Here is a 15,316-nt window from a genome sequence, read left to right as displayed (position 1 = left end):
GGGGTCCGAGAGGGTTACGGTTCGGAAAATCGGGGTCCGGCTGTCGGGTCGCGGGCGCGACGGTCGACCGATCCGGCCCCGCGAGTCGCCCTCAACTCCGCAACAATCCGCCGTCGATCGGGACCTCGGCCCCGTTGACGAAACTCGCCCGCGGGCTCGAGAGGAAGGCGACGACGTCGCCGAGTTCCCGCGGGTCGCCGATGCGATCCGCCGGGATGTCGTCGGCCATCGCCGCCAGCCCCTCCTCGTAGTCGTCGTAGGTGCCGCGCTCGACGCCGGCCTCGATGAGTTCCTCGATCCGGGGCGTCTCGATCGTCCCCGGCAGGACGGCATTGGCCCGGATCTCGGGCGCGAACTCCCGCGAAATCGTCTTGACGAGGCCGATCACGCCCCGGCGGACCGAGTTCGAGAGCAGGAGGCCGTCCGCGACCTCCCGGACGGTCCGGGAGGTGATGCAGGTGATCGATCCGTACTCGGACTCGAGCAGGGGCTCGTAGGCCTCCTCGAGCGTCCAGACGACGCTCATCACGAGCAGGTCGTAGGCCTGGTACCAATCCTGTTCGTCGGTCTCGCGGAAGGTCGTACTCGGCGGGCCGCCCGAGGAGGTAACGAGGTGATCGAGCCCGCCGAAGGCGTCGACCGTCTCGCCCACGAGCCGGGAGACGTCATCGGGGTCCGTGAGATCGGTCTGGACGGCGAGGACGTCGCCCGTTCCCGCCGCTTCGAGGTCCTCGCGGGCCGCGTCGAGTCGCTCGGCGTCGCGGCCACAGATCGCCACGTTCGCACCCTCCTCGGCGAGTGCCTGCGCGCTCGCGAAGCCGAGGCCGCTCGAGGAGGCTGTCACCAGCGCCGAATTGCCGTCGAGGTCGAAGTCCATACCCGACGACACGGGAGCGGCCTACAAATGGGTCGGGGAGCCGGCAGCTATAGTAGCCGCTGAAACGATTCACACACTGATCGCAACGCCGTCGTTCGATCAGGTGTGCAATGACTTTCAGTGGCTACTATAGCAACGCCGTCACTCCTGATGGCGAACGCGGACCATCCCCTCCGACGTGACGCCGACGATCAGCGGCGTCGAGATCTGCCGACCCGAAACGGCCGAGCCCGCGGCGTCGCTGACGATCTTCATCAGGTCCGGCGCAGTGTGGTCGACCTTGACGCCGGCCTCGTCGCAGGCGTCGTAGACCATCTGGGGAACGTCGTAGAGGTCCGTCCCGGCGGCGACGCGAACCCGGACCGGTGCCCGAAGCGCCTCCGCGAACGCGACCGTCTCGCGGGCCTTCTCGACGTTCTCGCGGGCGCTCGATTCGATCGAGGAGACGTTCGCCCGCGAGGTTCCGAGTTCCGCGGCGATGTCGGCCTGCGAGACGCCCCGCTCGCGCAACGCGAGTACCTGTGCCTGCCGATAGGTCAACACGCTGGTCTCGGGGTCGAAGCCGATCTCCGCGAGGAGTTCCTCGACGTCGTCGATCACGGCCATCCCCTCCCGCGGGAGCCGCAGGCTCGCGTGGACATACCGGGAACTAATCGGCGGTGGGATCAAAGCTTCCACGGTCCCAGCGCGGGTTCCGGATCGCCGGGGAGAACGAGCGGGGAATCAGTCGGCCGATCGTCCGGACGCGACGCGGTCGTCGTCGGTCGGCGTCCCGGTGACGGTACCGTGGGCCCGACGGGCCAGCGAGCGGGCGAACCGGAAGACGTTCGCGGGGCCGTCGCGGGGGCCGGGCGAGCGATAGCAGACGATCAGCGACCACATCGTCGCGACGCCGAGCGAACCGAGCGCGGAGAAGCGCATCCCCATCGTCGCGTAGGTCACCGCGTAGATCGCCCCGATGGTCATCGAGGGAACGCTCGAGCCGAGCGGAATGTTCGCCGTCACGTCCCGAACGGTCGGCGCGAGAAAGACGATCGAGAGGACGCTACCGGCGAGGAACACGAGATCTTGCCACATCATACGCATTCCTAACTCGGTGTCGAGTAAATACTTCTCGGTATTGCAGCGGCGACCGTACGGGGAAAACAGGGACAGCAAACCGTCTCAGTACTCGAGGTCCCAGCGCTCCGCATCGGCCGCTGCGAGGCGTTCGCTCACGCCGTCGGCGAGTCGGTACTCCCCGCCCTCGCGGACGACGGTTCCCGCCCGTTCTACGTGTTCCAGATGCGCGTAGGACTCGCCGGGGCCGTGGAGGATGTGGATCCCCTCGAGGTCGCCGAACAGGTCGGCGCTGACCGTCCAGGCGTCGCAGGGCCCCTTCCGGTCGAGGGCGTCGAGGACCCGCCAGGAGCGCTCCTCGTGGTGATCGATGATATGCCGAGCGCGGTCGGCGGGGTCGTCGATCGGATCGCGATGGCCCGGCCACGCGCGGTCGTAATCCGCGTCGACGATCCCCTGCAGCGCCCGGAGGTAGCGCTCGAGCGGCCGGTCGACGCGGACGTCCGCGCCGCCGACGTTCGGGGTATAGACCGGCAGCAAGGCGTCGCCGGAGAAGACCTCGTGGCCGCCCTCGAGATCGGCCTCGAACATGCTGAGCCCGGCCGCGTGGCCGGAGGTGTGGACCGCCGTGAGTTCGGTGCCGTTAATCGAGAACGTGTCCCCGTCCTCGAACGCCGTGACGGTCGGCGTCTCGACCGTCGTCTCGCCGTCGGCCATCCGCTCGAGCAATACCTCCTGTCGGTCCTCGGGCATCCCCCACTCCTCGAAGTACCCCCGCTGGCGGTCGTACATCGTGTCCCAGGCGTCCTCGTCGCCCTCGACCAGCGCCGCGTCGTTCTCGTGAACGTATACGTCGGCCCCGCTCTCGGCCTGAATCTCGCCGGCCAGCCCGCAGTGATCGTGGTGCCAGTGAGTCAGGAAGATCCGGTCGATGTCGGAAAAGGCGAGCCCGCGGTCGGCAAGCGCCGCCTCGAGTTGCTCGCGCGTGGTCGCCATCCAGTCGCCGGTGTCGATCAGGGCCGTTTCGGGGCCGTCCGCGAAGAGGTACGCGTTGTTGTCGCCTTCGAACGCCGAGTTCGATAACGAGATGCGTTCCATGGGGTCATATCGCACGGGGGCCGAGAAAACGTTATCTGAAGCGGCACATCGGAAGGCCGGGGCTCAGCTATCGTCTCTGAAGCGGCAAAACCGCCGTCTCGGATCGACTGTCCACTCGCGGGGCTTACGAGCCCCAGAAGTTGTCGCGGCTGCCGAGTCGCTCGCGCTCGGGACCGCCGTCGGCGTCGTCGGCTGCGGCTTCGTCGGCAGCATCGCCGTCAGCGGCATCGCCATCAGTGGACGCGTCGTCGTCCACGTCGTCCTCGTCGGGTTCCATCGGCAGCAACTCGAGTTCCTCCGCACGGGCGTGATTGCTGTGAACGCGGGTGATCTCGACGCGAGCGCGAGCCTCCGGCAGGACGCCGTCGACCATGACGATGAAGCCGTCCTCGGTCCGCCCGACACCGGCACCGCTTTCGTGCATGTCGACGACGTCGATGACGACTTCCTGGCCCGCCTTGACCGGCTGGGTCTTGAGGTCCTCTATCGGCTGATTGTAGTGGTTACACCACTCCTTGCCACCCCGGTCACCGTAGTGTTGACACCCCATCCCCGAGATCCGTTCGGAGAACTCCGGGCAGTCGTCGGCGAGTGGACAGTCTGCCATGCACGCCACTACCAGCGGTGGCGTTAAACCGTTTCCGTCTCGTGGATCGACGGCGGGGCGAAACGTTGGAAGTAAAGAGCGGGGGGCGAGGCTGCACCACTAACAGTCACCGACGGAAAGTGAAAACATGGTAACGAAACGACGCCTGGGTGACGTGCGGTTTCGAAAAGGTTTACGGTATGGACGTAGCAGTGACAAACGATGAAAATTCTCGTAACGGTCAAAGAGGTGGCGACCGTCGAAGACGAGTTCGAAATCGAGGGAACTGAAATCGCACAGCAGTACCTCGGTGCCGACTTGAACGAGTGGGACGACTACGCGATCGAGGAAGCCGTCCAGCTCCAGGAGGACGGAATCGCCGACGAGGTCGTGACTGTCACGATCGGGCCGGAAGACTGCGAACAGACCATCCGACAGGCGCTCGCGAAGGGCGCCGACCGCGCCGTCCGCGTCTGGGACGACGCGCTGGAAGACGTCGACCTGCTCGACGTCAACGCCAAGACGGAGATTCTGAGCGCCGTCATCGAGGAGGAAGACCCCGACCTCGTCCTCTCGGGCGTCCAGGCCGGCGACGACAGCTTCGCCGCGACCGGCGTCTCCGTCGCCGAGAACATCGGCTTCCAGTGGGGTGCCGTCGTCAACCACCTCGAACACGATCTCGACGACGGGATCGCCTCCGTGCGGCGCGAACTCGAGGGCGGCGTCGAGGAGCTGACCGACATCGAACTCCCCGCGGTGCTGACGATCCAGACCGGGATCAACGAGCCCCGCTACGCCAGCCTCCGTGGCATCCGACAGGCACAGCAGAAACCGATGGACGTCAAGGCGCTCGCCGACATCGGCGTCGACGAGAGCACGATCGAGACCGAACTCGAGCTGACGGACATGTACGAGCCCGAGAGCGAGAGCGACGTGACGACCTGGGAGGGAAGCGCCGACGAGACCGCCTCGGAGCTGGGTGAACTGCTCCGCGACAAGGGGGTGGCACAATGACGGACGTCCTCGCAGTCGCGGACCACCGCCGCGGCGAACTGCGCGACGTCAGCTACGAGATCATCACCGCCGGTCGCCAGCTCGCCGACGAGACCGGTGGCGACCTCCACCTCGCGGTCATCAGCGGCACCGTCGACGAGTTCGCCGACAAGCTCAACCGCGAGGGCGTCGACGCCATCCACACCGTTTCCCACGGTGAGGAGTTCAACCACGACGTCTACTCGCAGGCGATCACGCAGCTCTACGACGACCTCGCACCCCAGTTCGTCGTGACGCCCAACAGCGTCAACGGGCTCGACTACGCGCCGGCCATCGCCAACGAACTCGACCTGCCGATCGTTACCGACACGGTCGATCTCGAGACCGACGGCGAGACCCTGATCGCGACCCGCGAGATGTACGGCGGGAAAGTCGAGACGACCAACGAACTCGAGGGCGACGCGATCGTCACGATCCGCGGCGCCGAGTGGCCCGCCGCCGAGGGCACCGGCGACGCCGCCATCGAAGCGTTCGACGCCGACATCGACGAGGACGCGATCGGCTCCACCGTGAGCGGCTTCGAGGAAGTCGGCGGCGGAGACGTCGACATCAGCGAGGCCGAACTGCTGGTCTCAATCGGCCGCGGGATCGAGGAAGAGGAGAACCTCGACCTCATCCGCGATCTGGCCGACGCGCTCGGCGCGACGCTGTCCTCCTCGCGACCGATCGTCGACAACGGCTGGCTACCCAAGAACCGACAGGTCGGCCAGTCCGGGAAGGTCGTCACCCCCGACGTCTACATCGCCATCGGGATCTCCGGCGCGGTCCAGCACGTCGCCGGGATGAAGGGCTCCGATACGATCGTCGCGATCAACACGGACCCCAACGCGCCGATCATGGACATCGCCGACTACGCGATCGTCGACGACCTCTTCGACGTCGTCCCCGAACTCATCGAAGAGTTCGAAGGCTGAGCAGGCATCAACCACGGTTTAGTTGATTTTTTGCGAGTGGGCGGAACACGCTGAACGGCTCTAACGGAGACTGTAGACTTTACCGGGGCAAGAAGTAGTACCGCGAGCGAACGCAGTGAGCGAGCGGCCTTTTTTGGTCGAGATTTTTTGCGCGAGTGGTGAGCGAAGCGAACCCGAGCGGAAAAAAGGTCGGTACAAAAGGTCGGTGTTGATCCGTTAGCTACTTTTTCACCCCATCCTAAGCGCGGGTGATGGAACTGCTGGAGCGGCGACGGGCGCTGATCGAAGAGCGTCTCGTCGAGGTCGTCGAGGGGCTCGAGCCCGAGACGCTCAGCGATGAGGTCCGCCACGTCGCGCTCTCCGGGGGGAAGCGCGTTCGACCGATGGTGACCCTGCTGGCCTGCGAGACGGTCGGCGGGCGGGCCGAGGACGCGGTCGAGTTCGGCGTCGGAATCGAACTCGTCCACACGGCCTCGCTGGTCGTCGACGACATCATCGATCGATCGGAACTCCGACGCGGGACGACCAGTGCGTGGGCCGAGTTCGGCCACGGACCGGCGATCATCACGAGTGACGGCCTGCTCGGGGAGGCGTTCGCACTGTTTTCGGCGGATCCCGACGCCACTCGCGTCGTCGCCGATGCGATGGTCGAACTCGGCGTCGGCGAGGCGACCGAACTCTCGGCCCAGCCGGAAAACGAGGACGAGTACATGACGCTGGCCCGCCGCAAGACCGGCGCGCTCTTTCGGGCCGCAGCCGAACTCGGCGCGATCGCCGCCGACTCCGATCCCGTCACCGTCGAGGCGCTCGGCGAGTACGCCGAACGCGTCGGGGTCGCCTTCCAGATCAGAGACGACGTGTTAGACGCCGTCGCCGATCCGGAGGAACTCGGCAAGCCGACCGGCCACGACGCCGCTTTGGAGCGGCCGTCGGTCGTCCAAGTGACCGACCTCACGCCCGAAGCAGCCAATGCCCGCGCCCGGACCGAGGCCGATCGAGCGATCGATGCCCTCGAGCGGGTCGAGGTCGCCGATCCGGAGGCCCGAGAGTATCTGCTCGAGCTGGCGGAGTTCGTCGTCGAACGCGAGCGGTAAGGCGGTCAGACTCGCTCCGCGCCTCGCCTGTCTTCCTCCCGCTCTGAGTCCGAAAAGCGCGATTCCGCGACGGCGAAGGTGAGCGTACTGACGATACCCAGCAGTGTCCCTGCCGTCAGCGCCGTCGCGAGGAAGGTGAGTTCGACCCGGTCGAGGAAGAAGGCACTCACCGCCTGGAGAACGACGGCGATCGAGAGGACGTAGAAGGGGGCGTTGAGGTAGCGCCACTCGAGCGAGCCGGCGATGTACTCGTCGGTGATCTGGCCGAGGCTGGTCGTCAGCCCCGCGACGGCGAACCAGCGGATCGAGCCGTTGAGAAGCGCGGCCAGCATGACCGGGACCCCGAGGTCGCCGGCGGTCGATTCCCGGACCGCCTCGAGGGTGTCGAGTCCGTTGACGCCCCCGAGGACGAACAGGGCGGCGGCGACGACGTAGGCGAGCAGGGTCGTCCGGCCGGCGTACAGCGACCGGCGGGCGCGTTCGACGCTCGCGTCGAGGCGATCGCCCAGCCCCAGCCCCCGCGAGATGAGATAGAGCCCGAGCAGGGCGGAGGTCGTCCCGAGGACGAACCCCGGCATATCGAGGACGGAGCCGAACAGGGCAAGGGGGTAGATCAACAGGAGGATACCAAGCGGAATGAGGACCGTCCCGCGGGTCTCGGGGTCGTCCAGCACTTGCTTGATCGTGTAGTACATCGACTCGAGGTTCTGTGCCTGCCGGACGACGACGCGGCGGACGCCGTCGATCGGGACTCGCGAGCGGATGATCGGAATGACGGACTCGTCCTGTGCGCCGTCGGTAACGACCAAGGCGGTGACGTCTTCCCCGGTCGAGAGGCTCGCGAGAACGGTGTCGACCTCGTCCCCGACCTCGCGGTTGGCGCTGACGTCGCCCTCGTCGTTGCCGGTGACGACGGCGACCTCGACGCTCTCGTCGCGGTCGGCCAGATCGTCGTAGACGTGTAACCCCTGAAAGATCACGTTGACGTCCGAGTCCTCCGGGTCCGCGGTCGCGAGAGCGACGGCCGCCTCCTCGACGGGCTCGCGACCGATAACCGGCGTCGAAAAGCCGGTCTTGCGCCCGAGGTCATCGTCGAGGTCGACACAGAGGACCAGCAGCATCAGTCGGACGTTCGAGGGCGGGGTATTTCCATCTTCTGGGGACGGAAGAATACGCTCGAGGGGCTCGAGGGCGGCACGGGTGTCGTGGTCCGCGACTCCGCTCGAGGATCGGCGACCGACGCCCGTCGACCACCGACCCTACGTCGATCGGGCCGATGTCGTCCCGCCGGTCGGCACGGTGATGTCCCGGAACTCGAACCGCGCACCGCCGTCGTCGCCGTCGCACGCGGCGACGGTCCAGCCGTGGGCCTCGGCGATCCCCTCGACGATCGCCAGTCCGAACCCGGTCCCCCCCGCCGCGGTCGTGTGGCCGAACTCGAACAACGACTCGCGATCGGCCGGCAGCCCCGGTCCCGTATCCTCGACGTAGAAGCCGTCGGGACGGTCGCCGCTGCCGGCAGACTGGGGCTCGCGCTCGAGCGGGCCGACGGTGACTGTCAGCCGATCGGCGTCGTCGCCGCCGTGTTCGACGGCGTCCTGACGAGGGCGGGAGTCAGGGCTCGTCGAGCCGTGTTCGACAGCGTTTCGAAAGAGGTTCTCGAGCAGCGATCGAACACGGGTCTCGTCGCCGTACAGCATCGGATCGGTTTCGATCTCGAGGCGGGCATCACCGGTGTCGACGGTCGCCCAGGCCGCTTGGGCCGTGTCAGCGAGCGAAAACCGCTCCTCGTCGCCGATCGCTTTTCCCTGTCGGGCCAGCTGGAGGAGTCCGTCGATGAGTTCCTCGATCCGGGCGAGCGACCGCTGTAGTTTCTCGACGTGGCGGTCGTCGGCCCCTTCCGCGATGAAATCGAGGTGCCCCTGCGCGACGTTCAGTGGGTTCCGCAGGTCGTGGCTAACGAGGCTCGCGAACTCCGACAACCGTTCGTTCTGGCGCTCGAGTTCGCGTCGGTAGCGTCGCCGGCGCGTGACGTCCCGAATCGCGTGTACCGTTCCGGTGAACTCCCCGTTCTCGAGCGGCAGGAGTCTGGTGTGGACGTCGTGGATTCGTTCCTCACCGTCCGGCGACTGAAACCGAACCTGATACTTCGCCCGCTCGCGATCGGTCGTCGAGGAGAGCAGGTCACGGACTTCCTCGATGTACTTGGTCGTCACCTGCCCGTCGTAGTAGCCGCGATCGATGAGATCCGGGAACGGCGTTCCGATCAGTTCCGTCCGTCCCTCGACGAAAGGGTCGGCGAACTCGTCGTTACACCAGTTGATGACGGCGTCAGCGTCGAGGGTAAACAGCGCGGTCGGCACGAGCTCGAGGATTCGATCGTTCTCGACGAGGGCCCGGTATCGCTCGAGTTGCCGTTCGCTCTCGCGGCGGGCCCGTTCGGCGCGGCGTTTCGCGACGGCGTTCTCGATCCGGTTTGCAAGCACGGTGTACTGGGCGGTTCCCGACCCCTTCCGGAGGTAGTCGGTAACGCCGGCCGAGATCGCCTCGCTCGCGATCTCGTCGGGAGCTGTGCCAGTAAAGAGAACGAACGGGACCGCCGGATCGCGCTCCCGTATCGCCGCGAACAGCTCGAGGCCATCCATCCCCGGCAGCTCGTAGTCACTGACGACGCAGTCGATCGGTCGGTCGGCCCCGTCGCTCGCGCCGTCGAAGACCGCCAGCGCGTCGCGACCGTTCGCCGCGGTCGTCACGTCGATCTGGTCGTTCCGTCGCTCGAGAACGGTGGCGGTCAGCTCGCGCAGTTGGGGGTCGTCATCGACAGAGAGAACGCGGATCCCCGGGGACATTGGTTACGTTACGTACAGTCTCATCGCATAATAATATATGGCTGTGTGGTGCCACGACACATGGGTCGGCGGTTTCGCACGGCTTTTGAGGCTCGGGAGGGTACGTACCCTCGAATGATCTCGAAGGGCTGTGAGCAGTGCGCGAAAGGCGGCAAGATGGTGCTGTTCGTCTACGGTTACTGCGACCAGCGCGACTGCTTTTACTGCCCGCTCGGCGAAAATCGGAAAAACGTCACCGACGTCTACGCCAACGAGCGACTCGTCGAAAGCGACGAGGACGTCCTGACCGAGGCCCACCGCATGGATGCGCTGGGCACCTCGATCACCGGCGGCGAACCCCAAGAGGCCTTGGGCCGGACCTGCCACTATCTCGAACTGCTGAAAGACGAGTTCGGCGAGGACCACCACACTCACCTCTACACCGGCATCACCGGCGGCCGCGAGAACATGCGCCGCCTCTCGGAGGCCGGACTCGACGAGATCCGGTTCCACCCACCCTACGAACAGTGGGGCGATCTCCACGGCACCGAGTGGGAGGAAATCCTCTACATCGCCCGCGAAGAGGGGCTGACCCCCGCGTTCGAAATCCCCGGTATCCGCCCCGAGGAGGAGTTCCTCGAACTCATCGACGAGGGCGCGGCCGAGTTCTGCAACGTCAACGAGTTCGAGATGAGCGACGGGAACTACCGCCGGATGCAGGAACAGGGGTACGAACTCAAGGAAGACCACATGAGCGCCGTTGACGGCGACCGCGAGGAGATCCTCGACGTGATGGGCGACCACGAGAAGGTCTACTTCTGTACCTCCGTGTTCAAAGACGCCGCCCAACATCGCCGCCGCCTGAAACGCATGGCCCGCAACATCCGCCGCGAGTTCGACGACGTCACCGACGACGGGACGCTCGTCTACGGCAAGACGTACGCCGACCCCGACCGCTTCGAGGCACTGGGTGTCCCCGAGGAGTTCTACACCGTCAAGAGCGACCACGTCGAGGTCGCCTGGTGGCTTCTCGAGGAGATGATCGAGGAGGGAGACCTCGAGGACGGTGAAATCGTCGAGCAGTATCCGACCTACGACGGACAGGTCGTCGAACGGACGCCACTAGCGTAAGGGCCGCGAGCGAAGCGAGCGGTCTTTTTGGTGCAGATTTTTCGAGGAGTGGTGAGCATCGCGAACCCGACGAGAAAAAGGTGCGCGCAGATCGTCGAGCAGTATCCGACCTATGACGGACAGGTCGTCGAGCGGACGCCACTGGCGTAAAGACCGTGAACGAGCGACGCGAGTGAGCGGCTTTTTGGTGCAGATTTTTCGAGGAGTGGTGAGCATCGCGAACCCGACGAGAAAAAGGTGCGCGCAGATCGTTGAGCAGTATCCGACCTATGACGGACAGGTCGTCGAACGGACGCCACTAGCGTAAGGACCGCGAGGCTGCGCGGTTCGGAACGGGCGAAGCGAGTGAGAGCCGGGAACGAAGTAGCCCGCGAGCGATCGGCCGTCCTGATGCAGGTTTTTGCATGAGATAAGGATCGTTTCGCATCGTTCAACACCACGGGATCACCGACCTCGGGACCGTACTGACGCGTCGGTCGTCGAATGAGTCACCGACGCTTATCCGGGCTGTAATAATGGTCTCCCCGTCGGAAGCGGGAGCCACGATGGAACTTCGAAACGTCGCCGTCGTCGCGGTTGCGCTGCTCGTGGCCCTCTCAGGATGCAGCGCCCTCGGGGGATCGCAAGCGGAGCCGTCGAACGACACCGAGACGGACACGAACGGCATAGCAGACGATGAATCCGAGCCCCCCGGCGATGACGTCGAGTCGAGCGGAAGCGAGAACGAAACGGACCCGGACGGCGGAGACGATACCGGGGACACAGACACCACCGCAGAGTGGTCCCCGCCGGAAGAACCGAACCGACCCCTCGAGGACAAACGCGAGGACCGAATCGAGAGCGTCGAGTTCGTCGACAAAGAGCCGGCGGAGAACGGGGACGGCTACTCGAACTTCAACCTCGAGGTCGTCGCCAACACCAGCATGGAGAACGTCGATCCACCGGAACACGGTGACGTAGAGGGCGAGCCGTACTTCTTCGTCAAGATCAACGAGGACGAACAGAAGCTCGTCGAGCGGACGGGCGAGGTTCGGATGGAAGAAAACGGCACGTTCCACATCGAGGTTCGCCCGGCCGGACTCGAGGAGTTCGACTCGGGGTCGCTAACCGTCGAAGTCTTCCTGATGGATGAGGACAAGGACTGGGACGACATCTACGACGCCGTCGGCAAGGACGTTCAGTTCAATCCGGAGACGGGCGACGGCGACTCGAGTTCGACCGACGGTGACTCGGAATCGGGCGAGAACTACTCGGTAGCCGTGCGGTAGCCGCGGATCGGCTACTTCGGGCCGAACGATCAGTCGACTTCGGTCGGATCGACGCCCGGCAGCGTGATGAGATTCTCCCGGCCGATCCGGAGTTTCTCGATCTCGTCGTCGTCGTCCATCTGCGAGAGCAGTTGCGACACCTTGGCGTTGGACCAGCCGGTCTCCGAGACGATCGAGGCCTGTTTCATCCGGCCGCCGTTTTGCTTGAGCATTCGAAGGACACGCTCCTCGTCGCTCAGCAGTTCCGGATCGACCGCGTCCCCGACCGGTTCCTCGAACTCGAGACTGGTTCCAGCGTCGCGATCGTCGTCGGTGCCGGTACCGGCCGAAGGGGCCGAATCAGTCGGGTTCCGGCCTGTCGACCCCGGGCCATCGGACTCGGCTGCTTCGGTACCGTTCCCGTCGCTGGCAGTACTGGTGCCGATCCCGACCGCTTCGATCGATGGCAATCTATCGGTCGGAACTGACAGGCTGGTCCGGCCGTCCCGCCGTACCACGAGGTATCCACCACCGATGAACCCGATGACGAGGAGGCCGCCAATCAGCCACCCCCACATCGGTACGATCGAATCACTGGTTTGGATAAACACGATCTCGAGTTCAGTCTCATCAAACTCGTAAGGACCGTCCCAGGAGAGTTGCGTCGGCGTCTCGAGGGCGTACTGTGGTGGTGTTTCGACGACGAGGCGCTGTCCATCGTACAGTTGAAGCCAGACTCCGCCCTCCGTTCGGAACGCGTCGCCGAAGTGAATCCGATCGCCGTCGACAGTGGCGAAGTTAGTCCAAGTGAATGAGTAGGAAATGACACCGATTTTGACATCGTCTGTCGCCGTGTCGTCACGCACGGCAGTGTCGTTTGGCGACTCGATGACCGTCGGATCATCCCACTGAGGCTCCTCGATTGACATTTCACGTCCGGTCTCCTGTTCAGCAGTTCGACGGAAACCTTCGAATACGTCGAGATCGTATCCGACGTTACGCTGGTTATTCGTGACTTCCGTGGCGTACTCTCGAAACACCGTCTCGTCGCTCTCGTTCGTTATGAGAAAGCGACTCTCGATCGTCCACCTGACATCGCCGTTGTCGCGAACGGTAAGTCGAAATACCTGCCGAGTAGCGGGTCGCTCGAGTGGCTCCGTCGATTGGGCAGTGACGGCCGACGGTGGTGAACCAGCCGTTCGGAATCGGGAGTCGGCCACGCGATAGTCAGTTGGCGACCGTTCTATCGTCGTTGGGGACCGATCACCGATCGTATCGGCCCGCTCCGACGCCGGTGTCGAAGCGGACACGGTCGGTGTCACGGCCACCGCCCCCAGAAGAGTCGTGATGAGGAGGATTGTGAGGGCGACTGTGACGGCGGTGGATACCCGCATGCGTACCATCGGGTGGTCGCCCGGGGGAAAAAACCCTTTCCATCGAAAATAAAACGTCACTACCGGTCCTAAAGCGTTTCCGAGCCGGAGAACATCTCTGATAGGGGCGGTAAAACGTCGGTAGCACGAATTCAATCCGGTATTCGATTGAACTGAAGTGCGACCAGTTTTTGTATCAGGGGAACGTACGGTCGCTCGATGAACCGCGCGATTCCGCCCCTCCTCGCAGTACTTCTGGTTCTATCGCTGCTGGCGATTCCAGCGATGGCAACCCCTACAACGGGAGCGAACGACGCTACCGAGAATCTCCACCAGGAGAGTTTACTGCGCAGTAATAGCATGGTTCCACAGACAGTCAATAATACGACGAACCGCCTCTCACTCGATGAAACGTCCAGAAGCGAGTACGCCGACTACGGCTCCGACCTCGGTGCAGCGCTCGCGAGTGCGGACGACGAAATTCGGGTCGATCACGCCCAATACACGACCGTGGATCAGGGGTTCGACGATGCGACCGCGGCCGAACGACGAGAACTGCTCCAAAACGGCTACGAGCGGTTGGTAGCGCAATCGGAGACACTCGAAGAACGTGAGCGACGCGCCGTCCGTGCCCACGCCAGCAACGAACTATCGAACGCACAGTTACTGCAGGTCTTGCTTCGAAATCACCGGGAAGCAGCAGTTCTCTCCGAGGCGTTCGCCGAACTCAATGAGCGATCGGAGCAGGTTCAGGATTTCTCACTCTCGGTCAGTGACGAGCGGGACAAACTCGAGATGCACCGAACGAAAATTCGCTCTCAACTCGACTCGGCATACAGGTACGGCGACTCCGTCAACGGCAACGTAATTCTCATCGAGACGTCACAGAACGGATTCGTTCTCTCCCTACTCGGGGACAGTTACGTCCGCGAAGCGGTCCGCTTCGATAACCGGAACGCGTCACAGTCGACACAGTTCGAGGACATTCTGGATGCATACGATCATGCCCGCGGACTGTACCCCTGGGCGTACGAAACGGTCCAGTCCCCATCGTTCAATGAATACACAACGGTAAAGCTGTACAAGATAAACAATAACCACGATCAAGGGGATCTCGAGGCATACCTCGACGGTGGGACGGGTGATATTTATCGAGAAGTTCAGATTCTTGATCGGACTTCGTTACCCAACGAAAACAACACAACTGCAGTCAAAAACGGACTCAAACTCTCGATCATGGAAACGAAAGCGAACGGGCCAGCTACCGTCGTGGTGAATGATTCGGAAACAGGCGATCCCGTTTCCGCGACGATTACCATCGACGGCTTCGCGGTCGGAACGACCGACGATGACGGCGGTCTCTGGTATGTGCCGCCCGGAGACGAATACGAACTGCGAGCGGAAACAGCGGACGGAGCTAGTGCTTCCGTCATACTCTCGAGTTCCTAACCACGAATCGCGATCCGGGACTCGAGAGTGGCTGCTCTTTTCCCGGTTGGCCGACCGACCATCGATACGTGGTCAAGCATTTATAAGACAAGCCGCAGCCAGAAGGTGTCGTGACCGAGGAGACGGATCGAATCGCGACTGTCGACACACGGGCCGTGAGTCCAGTTATTGGCGTACTCGCACTGGTTGCACTCACCGTCTGTCTGGCAGCCGTCGTCGCAGTCGGTGTTGGCACGTGGTCGCTCGAGGACGCTAGCGCGACGGCGACGTTCGAACTTTCGGCTGACGGAGACCGCTCCGCGATCGCGATCACCCACGTCACAGGGGATGCCATCGACGTCGAGACGCTGTCAGTAACGATTGCCGTAAACGGGACGGCGATTGCCGAACAACCGCCGATTCCGTTCGTCGGTGCAAGCGGATTCGACGGCGCGCCCGACGGTCCGTTCAACGCCAAAAGCGATTCGGAGTGGACAGCGGGGGAGCGCGCTGGCGTTGCGCTCGCGTCGACCAACAGTCCAACGCTTGCAGCAGGCGATTCGGTTACGGTCACGCTCGCGACGGACGGAAAGCGGATCGCGACCCTCGAGACGACGGCGACCTGAAT

General features: G+C 64.1%; 17 protein-coding genes. 9 read left to right on the top strand and 8 right to left on the bottom strand.

What is annotated here, in order from left to right:
- Nucleotides 1-91 precede the first annotated feature (91 nt).
- The 5 genes from NP511_RS12130 to NP511_RS12110 all read right to left on the bottom strand — a co-directional run bounded on the left by NP511_RS12130 (nt 92) and on the right by NP511_RS12110 (nt 3,641).
- Nucleotides 92-877 carry an SDR family oxidoreductase gene (locus NP511_RS12130; protein ID WP_049965693.1) on the bottom strand — a complete coding sequence of 262 codons (786 nt, stop codon included), beginning with the start codon at nt 875-877 and terminating at the stop codon, nt 92-94.
- Nucleotides 878-1,018: 141 nt separating this feature from the next.
- Nucleotides 1,019-1,477, bottom strand: a complete 459-nt coding sequence (locus NP511_RS12125) for a Tfx family DNA-binding protein (RefSeq protein WP_006647980.1) — start codon at nt 1,475-1,477, stop codon at nt 1,019-1,021.
- A gap of 123 nt (nt 1,478-1,600) precedes the next feature.
- Complete coding sequence (locus tag NP511_RS12120) at nt 1,601-1,957, bottom strand: hypothetical protein (RefSeq protein WP_084158280.1); 357 nt, start codon at nt 1,955-1,957, stop codon at nt 1,601-1,603.
- Between the two features lie 84 nt (nt 1,958-2,041).
- Nucleotides 2,042-3,034, bottom strand: a complete 993-nt coding sequence (locus NP511_RS12115; RefSeq protein ID WP_049965689.1) for an MBL fold metallo-hydrolase — start codon at nt 3,032-3,034, stop codon at nt 2,042-2,044.
- 124 nt (nt 3,035-3,158) lie between these two features.
- Nucleotides 3,159-3,641: a TRAM domain-containing protein gene (locus NP511_RS12110; protein ID WP_006180286.1), complete on the bottom strand. Its 483-nt coding sequence runs from the start codon at nt 3,639-3,641 to the stop codon at nt 3,159-3,161.
- 201 nt (nt 3,642-3,842) lie between these two features.
- Between NP511_RS12110 and NP511_RS12105 the strand changes: the two genes are divergently transcribed.
- The 3 genes from NP511_RS12105 (at nt 3,843) to NP511_RS12095 (ending at nt 6,681) form a co-directional block, all read left to right on the top strand.
- Complete coding sequence (locus tag NP511_RS12105) at nt 3,843-4,634, top strand: electron transfer flavoprotein subunit beta/FixA family protein (protein ID WP_006180287.1); 792 nt, start codon at nt 3,843-3,845, stop codon at nt 4,632-4,634.
- Complete coding sequence (locus NP511_RS12100; RefSeq protein ID WP_049965687.1) at nt 4,631-5,587, top strand: electron transfer flavoprotein subunit alpha/FixB family protein; 957 nt, start codon at nt 4,631-4,633, stop codon at nt 5,585-5,587. Before NP511_RS12105 ends, NP511_RS12100 begins: the two co-directional genes overlap by 4 nt.
- A gap of 251 nt (nt 5,588-5,838) precedes the next feature.
- Entirely contained in the window at nt 5,839-6,681 is an 843-nt protein-coding gene (locus NP511_RS12095; RefSeq protein ID WP_049965686.1) for a polyprenyl synthetase family protein, read from the top strand.
- A gap of 5 nt (nt 6,682-6,686) precedes the next feature.
- Here NP511_RS12095 and NP511_RS12090 read toward each other — a convergent pair whose 3' ends face one another.
- Entirely contained in the window at nt 6,687-7,802 is a 1,116-nt protein-coding gene (locus tag NP511_RS12090; protein ID WP_006647985.1) for a DUF373 family protein, read from the bottom strand.
- Nucleotides 7,803-7,940: 138 nt separating this feature from the next.
- Nucleotides 7,941-9,530 (bottom strand): response regulator, encoded by a 1,590-nt coding sequence (locus NP511_RS12085; RefSeq protein WP_049965685.1) that lies wholly within the window; start codon nt 9,528-9,530, stop codon nt 7,941-7,943.
- A gap of 114 nt (nt 9,531-9,644) precedes the next feature.
- On the opposite strand from NP511_RS12085, the gene NP511_RS12080 reads away from it, so the two are divergent.
- The 4 genes from NP511_RS12080 to NP511_RS12075 all read left to right on the top strand — a co-directional run bounded on the left by NP511_RS12080 (nt 9,645) and on the right by NP511_RS12075 (nt 11,908).
- A complete protein-coding gene (locus NP511_RS12080; protein ID WP_049965683.1) occupies nt 9,645-10,640 on the top strand; it encodes a radical SAM protein in 996 nt (331 codons plus the stop codon).
- Between the two features lie 30 nt (nt 10,641-10,670).
- Nucleotides 10,671-10,790: a DUF8061 domain-containing protein gene (locus NP511_RS23045; protein ID WP_478212183.1), complete on the top strand. Its 120-nt coding sequence runs from the start codon at nt 10,671-10,673 to the stop codon at nt 10,788-10,790.
- Complete coding sequence (locus tag NP511_RS23040) at nt 10,753-10,947, top strand: DUF8061 domain-containing protein (RefSeq protein ID WP_478212182.1); 195 nt, start codon at nt 10,753-10,755, stop codon at nt 10,945-10,947. Before NP511_RS23045 ends, NP511_RS23040 begins: the two co-directional genes overlap by 38 nt.
- A 238-nt stretch (nt 10,948-11,185) precedes the next feature.
- Nucleotides 11,186-11,908 carry a hypothetical protein gene (locus NP511_RS12075; RefSeq protein WP_049966881.1) on the top strand — a complete coding sequence of 241 codons (723 nt, stop codon included), beginning with the start codon at nt 11,186-11,188 and terminating at the stop codon, nt 11,906-11,908.
- 29 nt (nt 11,909-11,937) lie between these two features.
- Here the strand turns inward: NP511_RS12075 and NP511_RS12070 are convergent, their stop codons facing one another.
- The gene (locus NP511_RS12070; protein ID WP_425608232.1) at nt 11,938-12,969 is read right to left on the bottom strand and encodes a helix-turn-helix transcriptional regulator; all 1,032 of its coding nucleotides are present in this window, start codon (nt 12,967-12,969) and stop codon (nt 11,938-11,940) included.
- 510 nt (nt 12,970-13,479) lie between these two features.
- Here NP511_RS12070 and NP511_RS12065 point away from each other — a divergent pair.
- Nucleotides 13,480-14,709 carry a DUF7096 domain-containing protein gene (locus tag NP511_RS12065; protein ID WP_049965682.1) on the top strand — a complete coding sequence of 410 codons (1,230 nt, stop codon included), beginning with the start codon at nt 13,480-13,482 and terminating at the stop codon, nt 14,707-14,709.
- 110 nt (nt 14,710-14,819) lie between these two features.
- Nucleotides 14,820-15,314 (top strand): type IV pilin domain-containing protein, encoded by a 495-nt coding sequence (locus NP511_RS12060; protein ID WP_049965681.1) that lies wholly within the window; start codon nt 14,820-14,822, stop codon nt 15,312-15,314.
- Nucleotides 15,315-15,316: the final 2 nt, after the last annotated feature.

Source organism: Natrinema thermotolerans (assembly GCF_031165565.1).
GTDB lineage: Archaea > Halobacteriota > Halobacteria > Halobacteriales > Natrialbaceae > Natrinema > Natrinema thermotolerans.
The sequence above is the reverse complement of the archived record's forward strand: the minus strand, read 5'-3'. Positions and strand labels throughout refer to the sequence as shown.

Excerpts from the sequence above, each read along its gene's own strand:
- NP511_RS12115 (WP_049965689.1), bottom strand. The coding sequence starts at position 3,034 with ATGGAACGCATCTCGTTATCGAACTCGGCGTTCGAAGGCGACAACAAC.
- NP511_RS12075 (WP_049966881.1), top strand. The coding sequence starts at position 11,186 with ATGGAACTTCGAAACGTCGCCGTCGTCGCGGTTGCGCTGCTCGTGGCC.
- NP511_RS12080 (WP_049965683.1), top strand. The coding sequence starts at position 9,645 with ATGATCTCGAAGGGCTGTGAGCAGTGCGCGAAAGGCGGCAAGATGGTG.
- NP511_RS12100 (WP_049965687.1), top strand. The coding sequence starts at position 4,631 with ATGACGGACGTCCTCGCAGTCGCGGACCACCGCCGCGGCGAACTGCGC.
- NP511_RS12090 (WP_006647985.1), bottom strand. The coding sequence starts at position 7,802 with ATGCTGCTGGTCCTCTGTGTCGACCTCGACGATGACCTCGGGCGCAAG.
- NP511_RS23040 (WP_478212182.1), top strand. The coding sequence starts at position 10,753 with ATGACGGACAGGTCGTCGAGCGGACGCCACTGGCGTAAAGACCGTGAA.
- NP511_RS12110 (WP_006180286.1), bottom strand. The coding sequence starts at position 3,641 with ATGGCAGACTGTCCACTCGCCGACGACTGCCCGGAGTTCTCCGAACGG.
- NP511_RS12095 (WP_049965686.1), top strand. The coding sequence starts at position 5,839 with ATGGAACTGCTGGAGCGGCGACGGGCGCTGATCGAAGAGCGTCTCGTC.
- NP511_RS12130 (WP_049965693.1), bottom strand. The coding sequence starts at position 877 with ATGGACTTCGACCTCGACGGCAATTCGGCGCTGGTGACAGCCTCCTCG.
- NP511_RS12105 (WP_006180287.1), top strand. The coding sequence starts at position 3,843 with ATGAAAATTCTCGTAACGGTCAAAGAGGTGGCGACCGTCGAAGACGAG.
- NP511_RS12120 (WP_084158280.1), bottom strand. The coding sequence starts at position 1,957 with ATGATGTGGCAAGATCTCGTGTTCCTCGCCGGTAGCGTCCTCTCGATC.
- NP511_RS12065 (WP_049965682.1), top strand. The coding sequence starts at position 13,480 with ATGAACCGCGCGATTCCGCCCCTCCTCGCAGTACTTCTGGTTCTATCG.
- NP511_RS12085 (WP_049965685.1), bottom strand. The coding sequence starts at position 9,530 with ATGTCCCCGGGGATCCGCGTTCTCTCTGTCGATGACGACCCCCAACTG.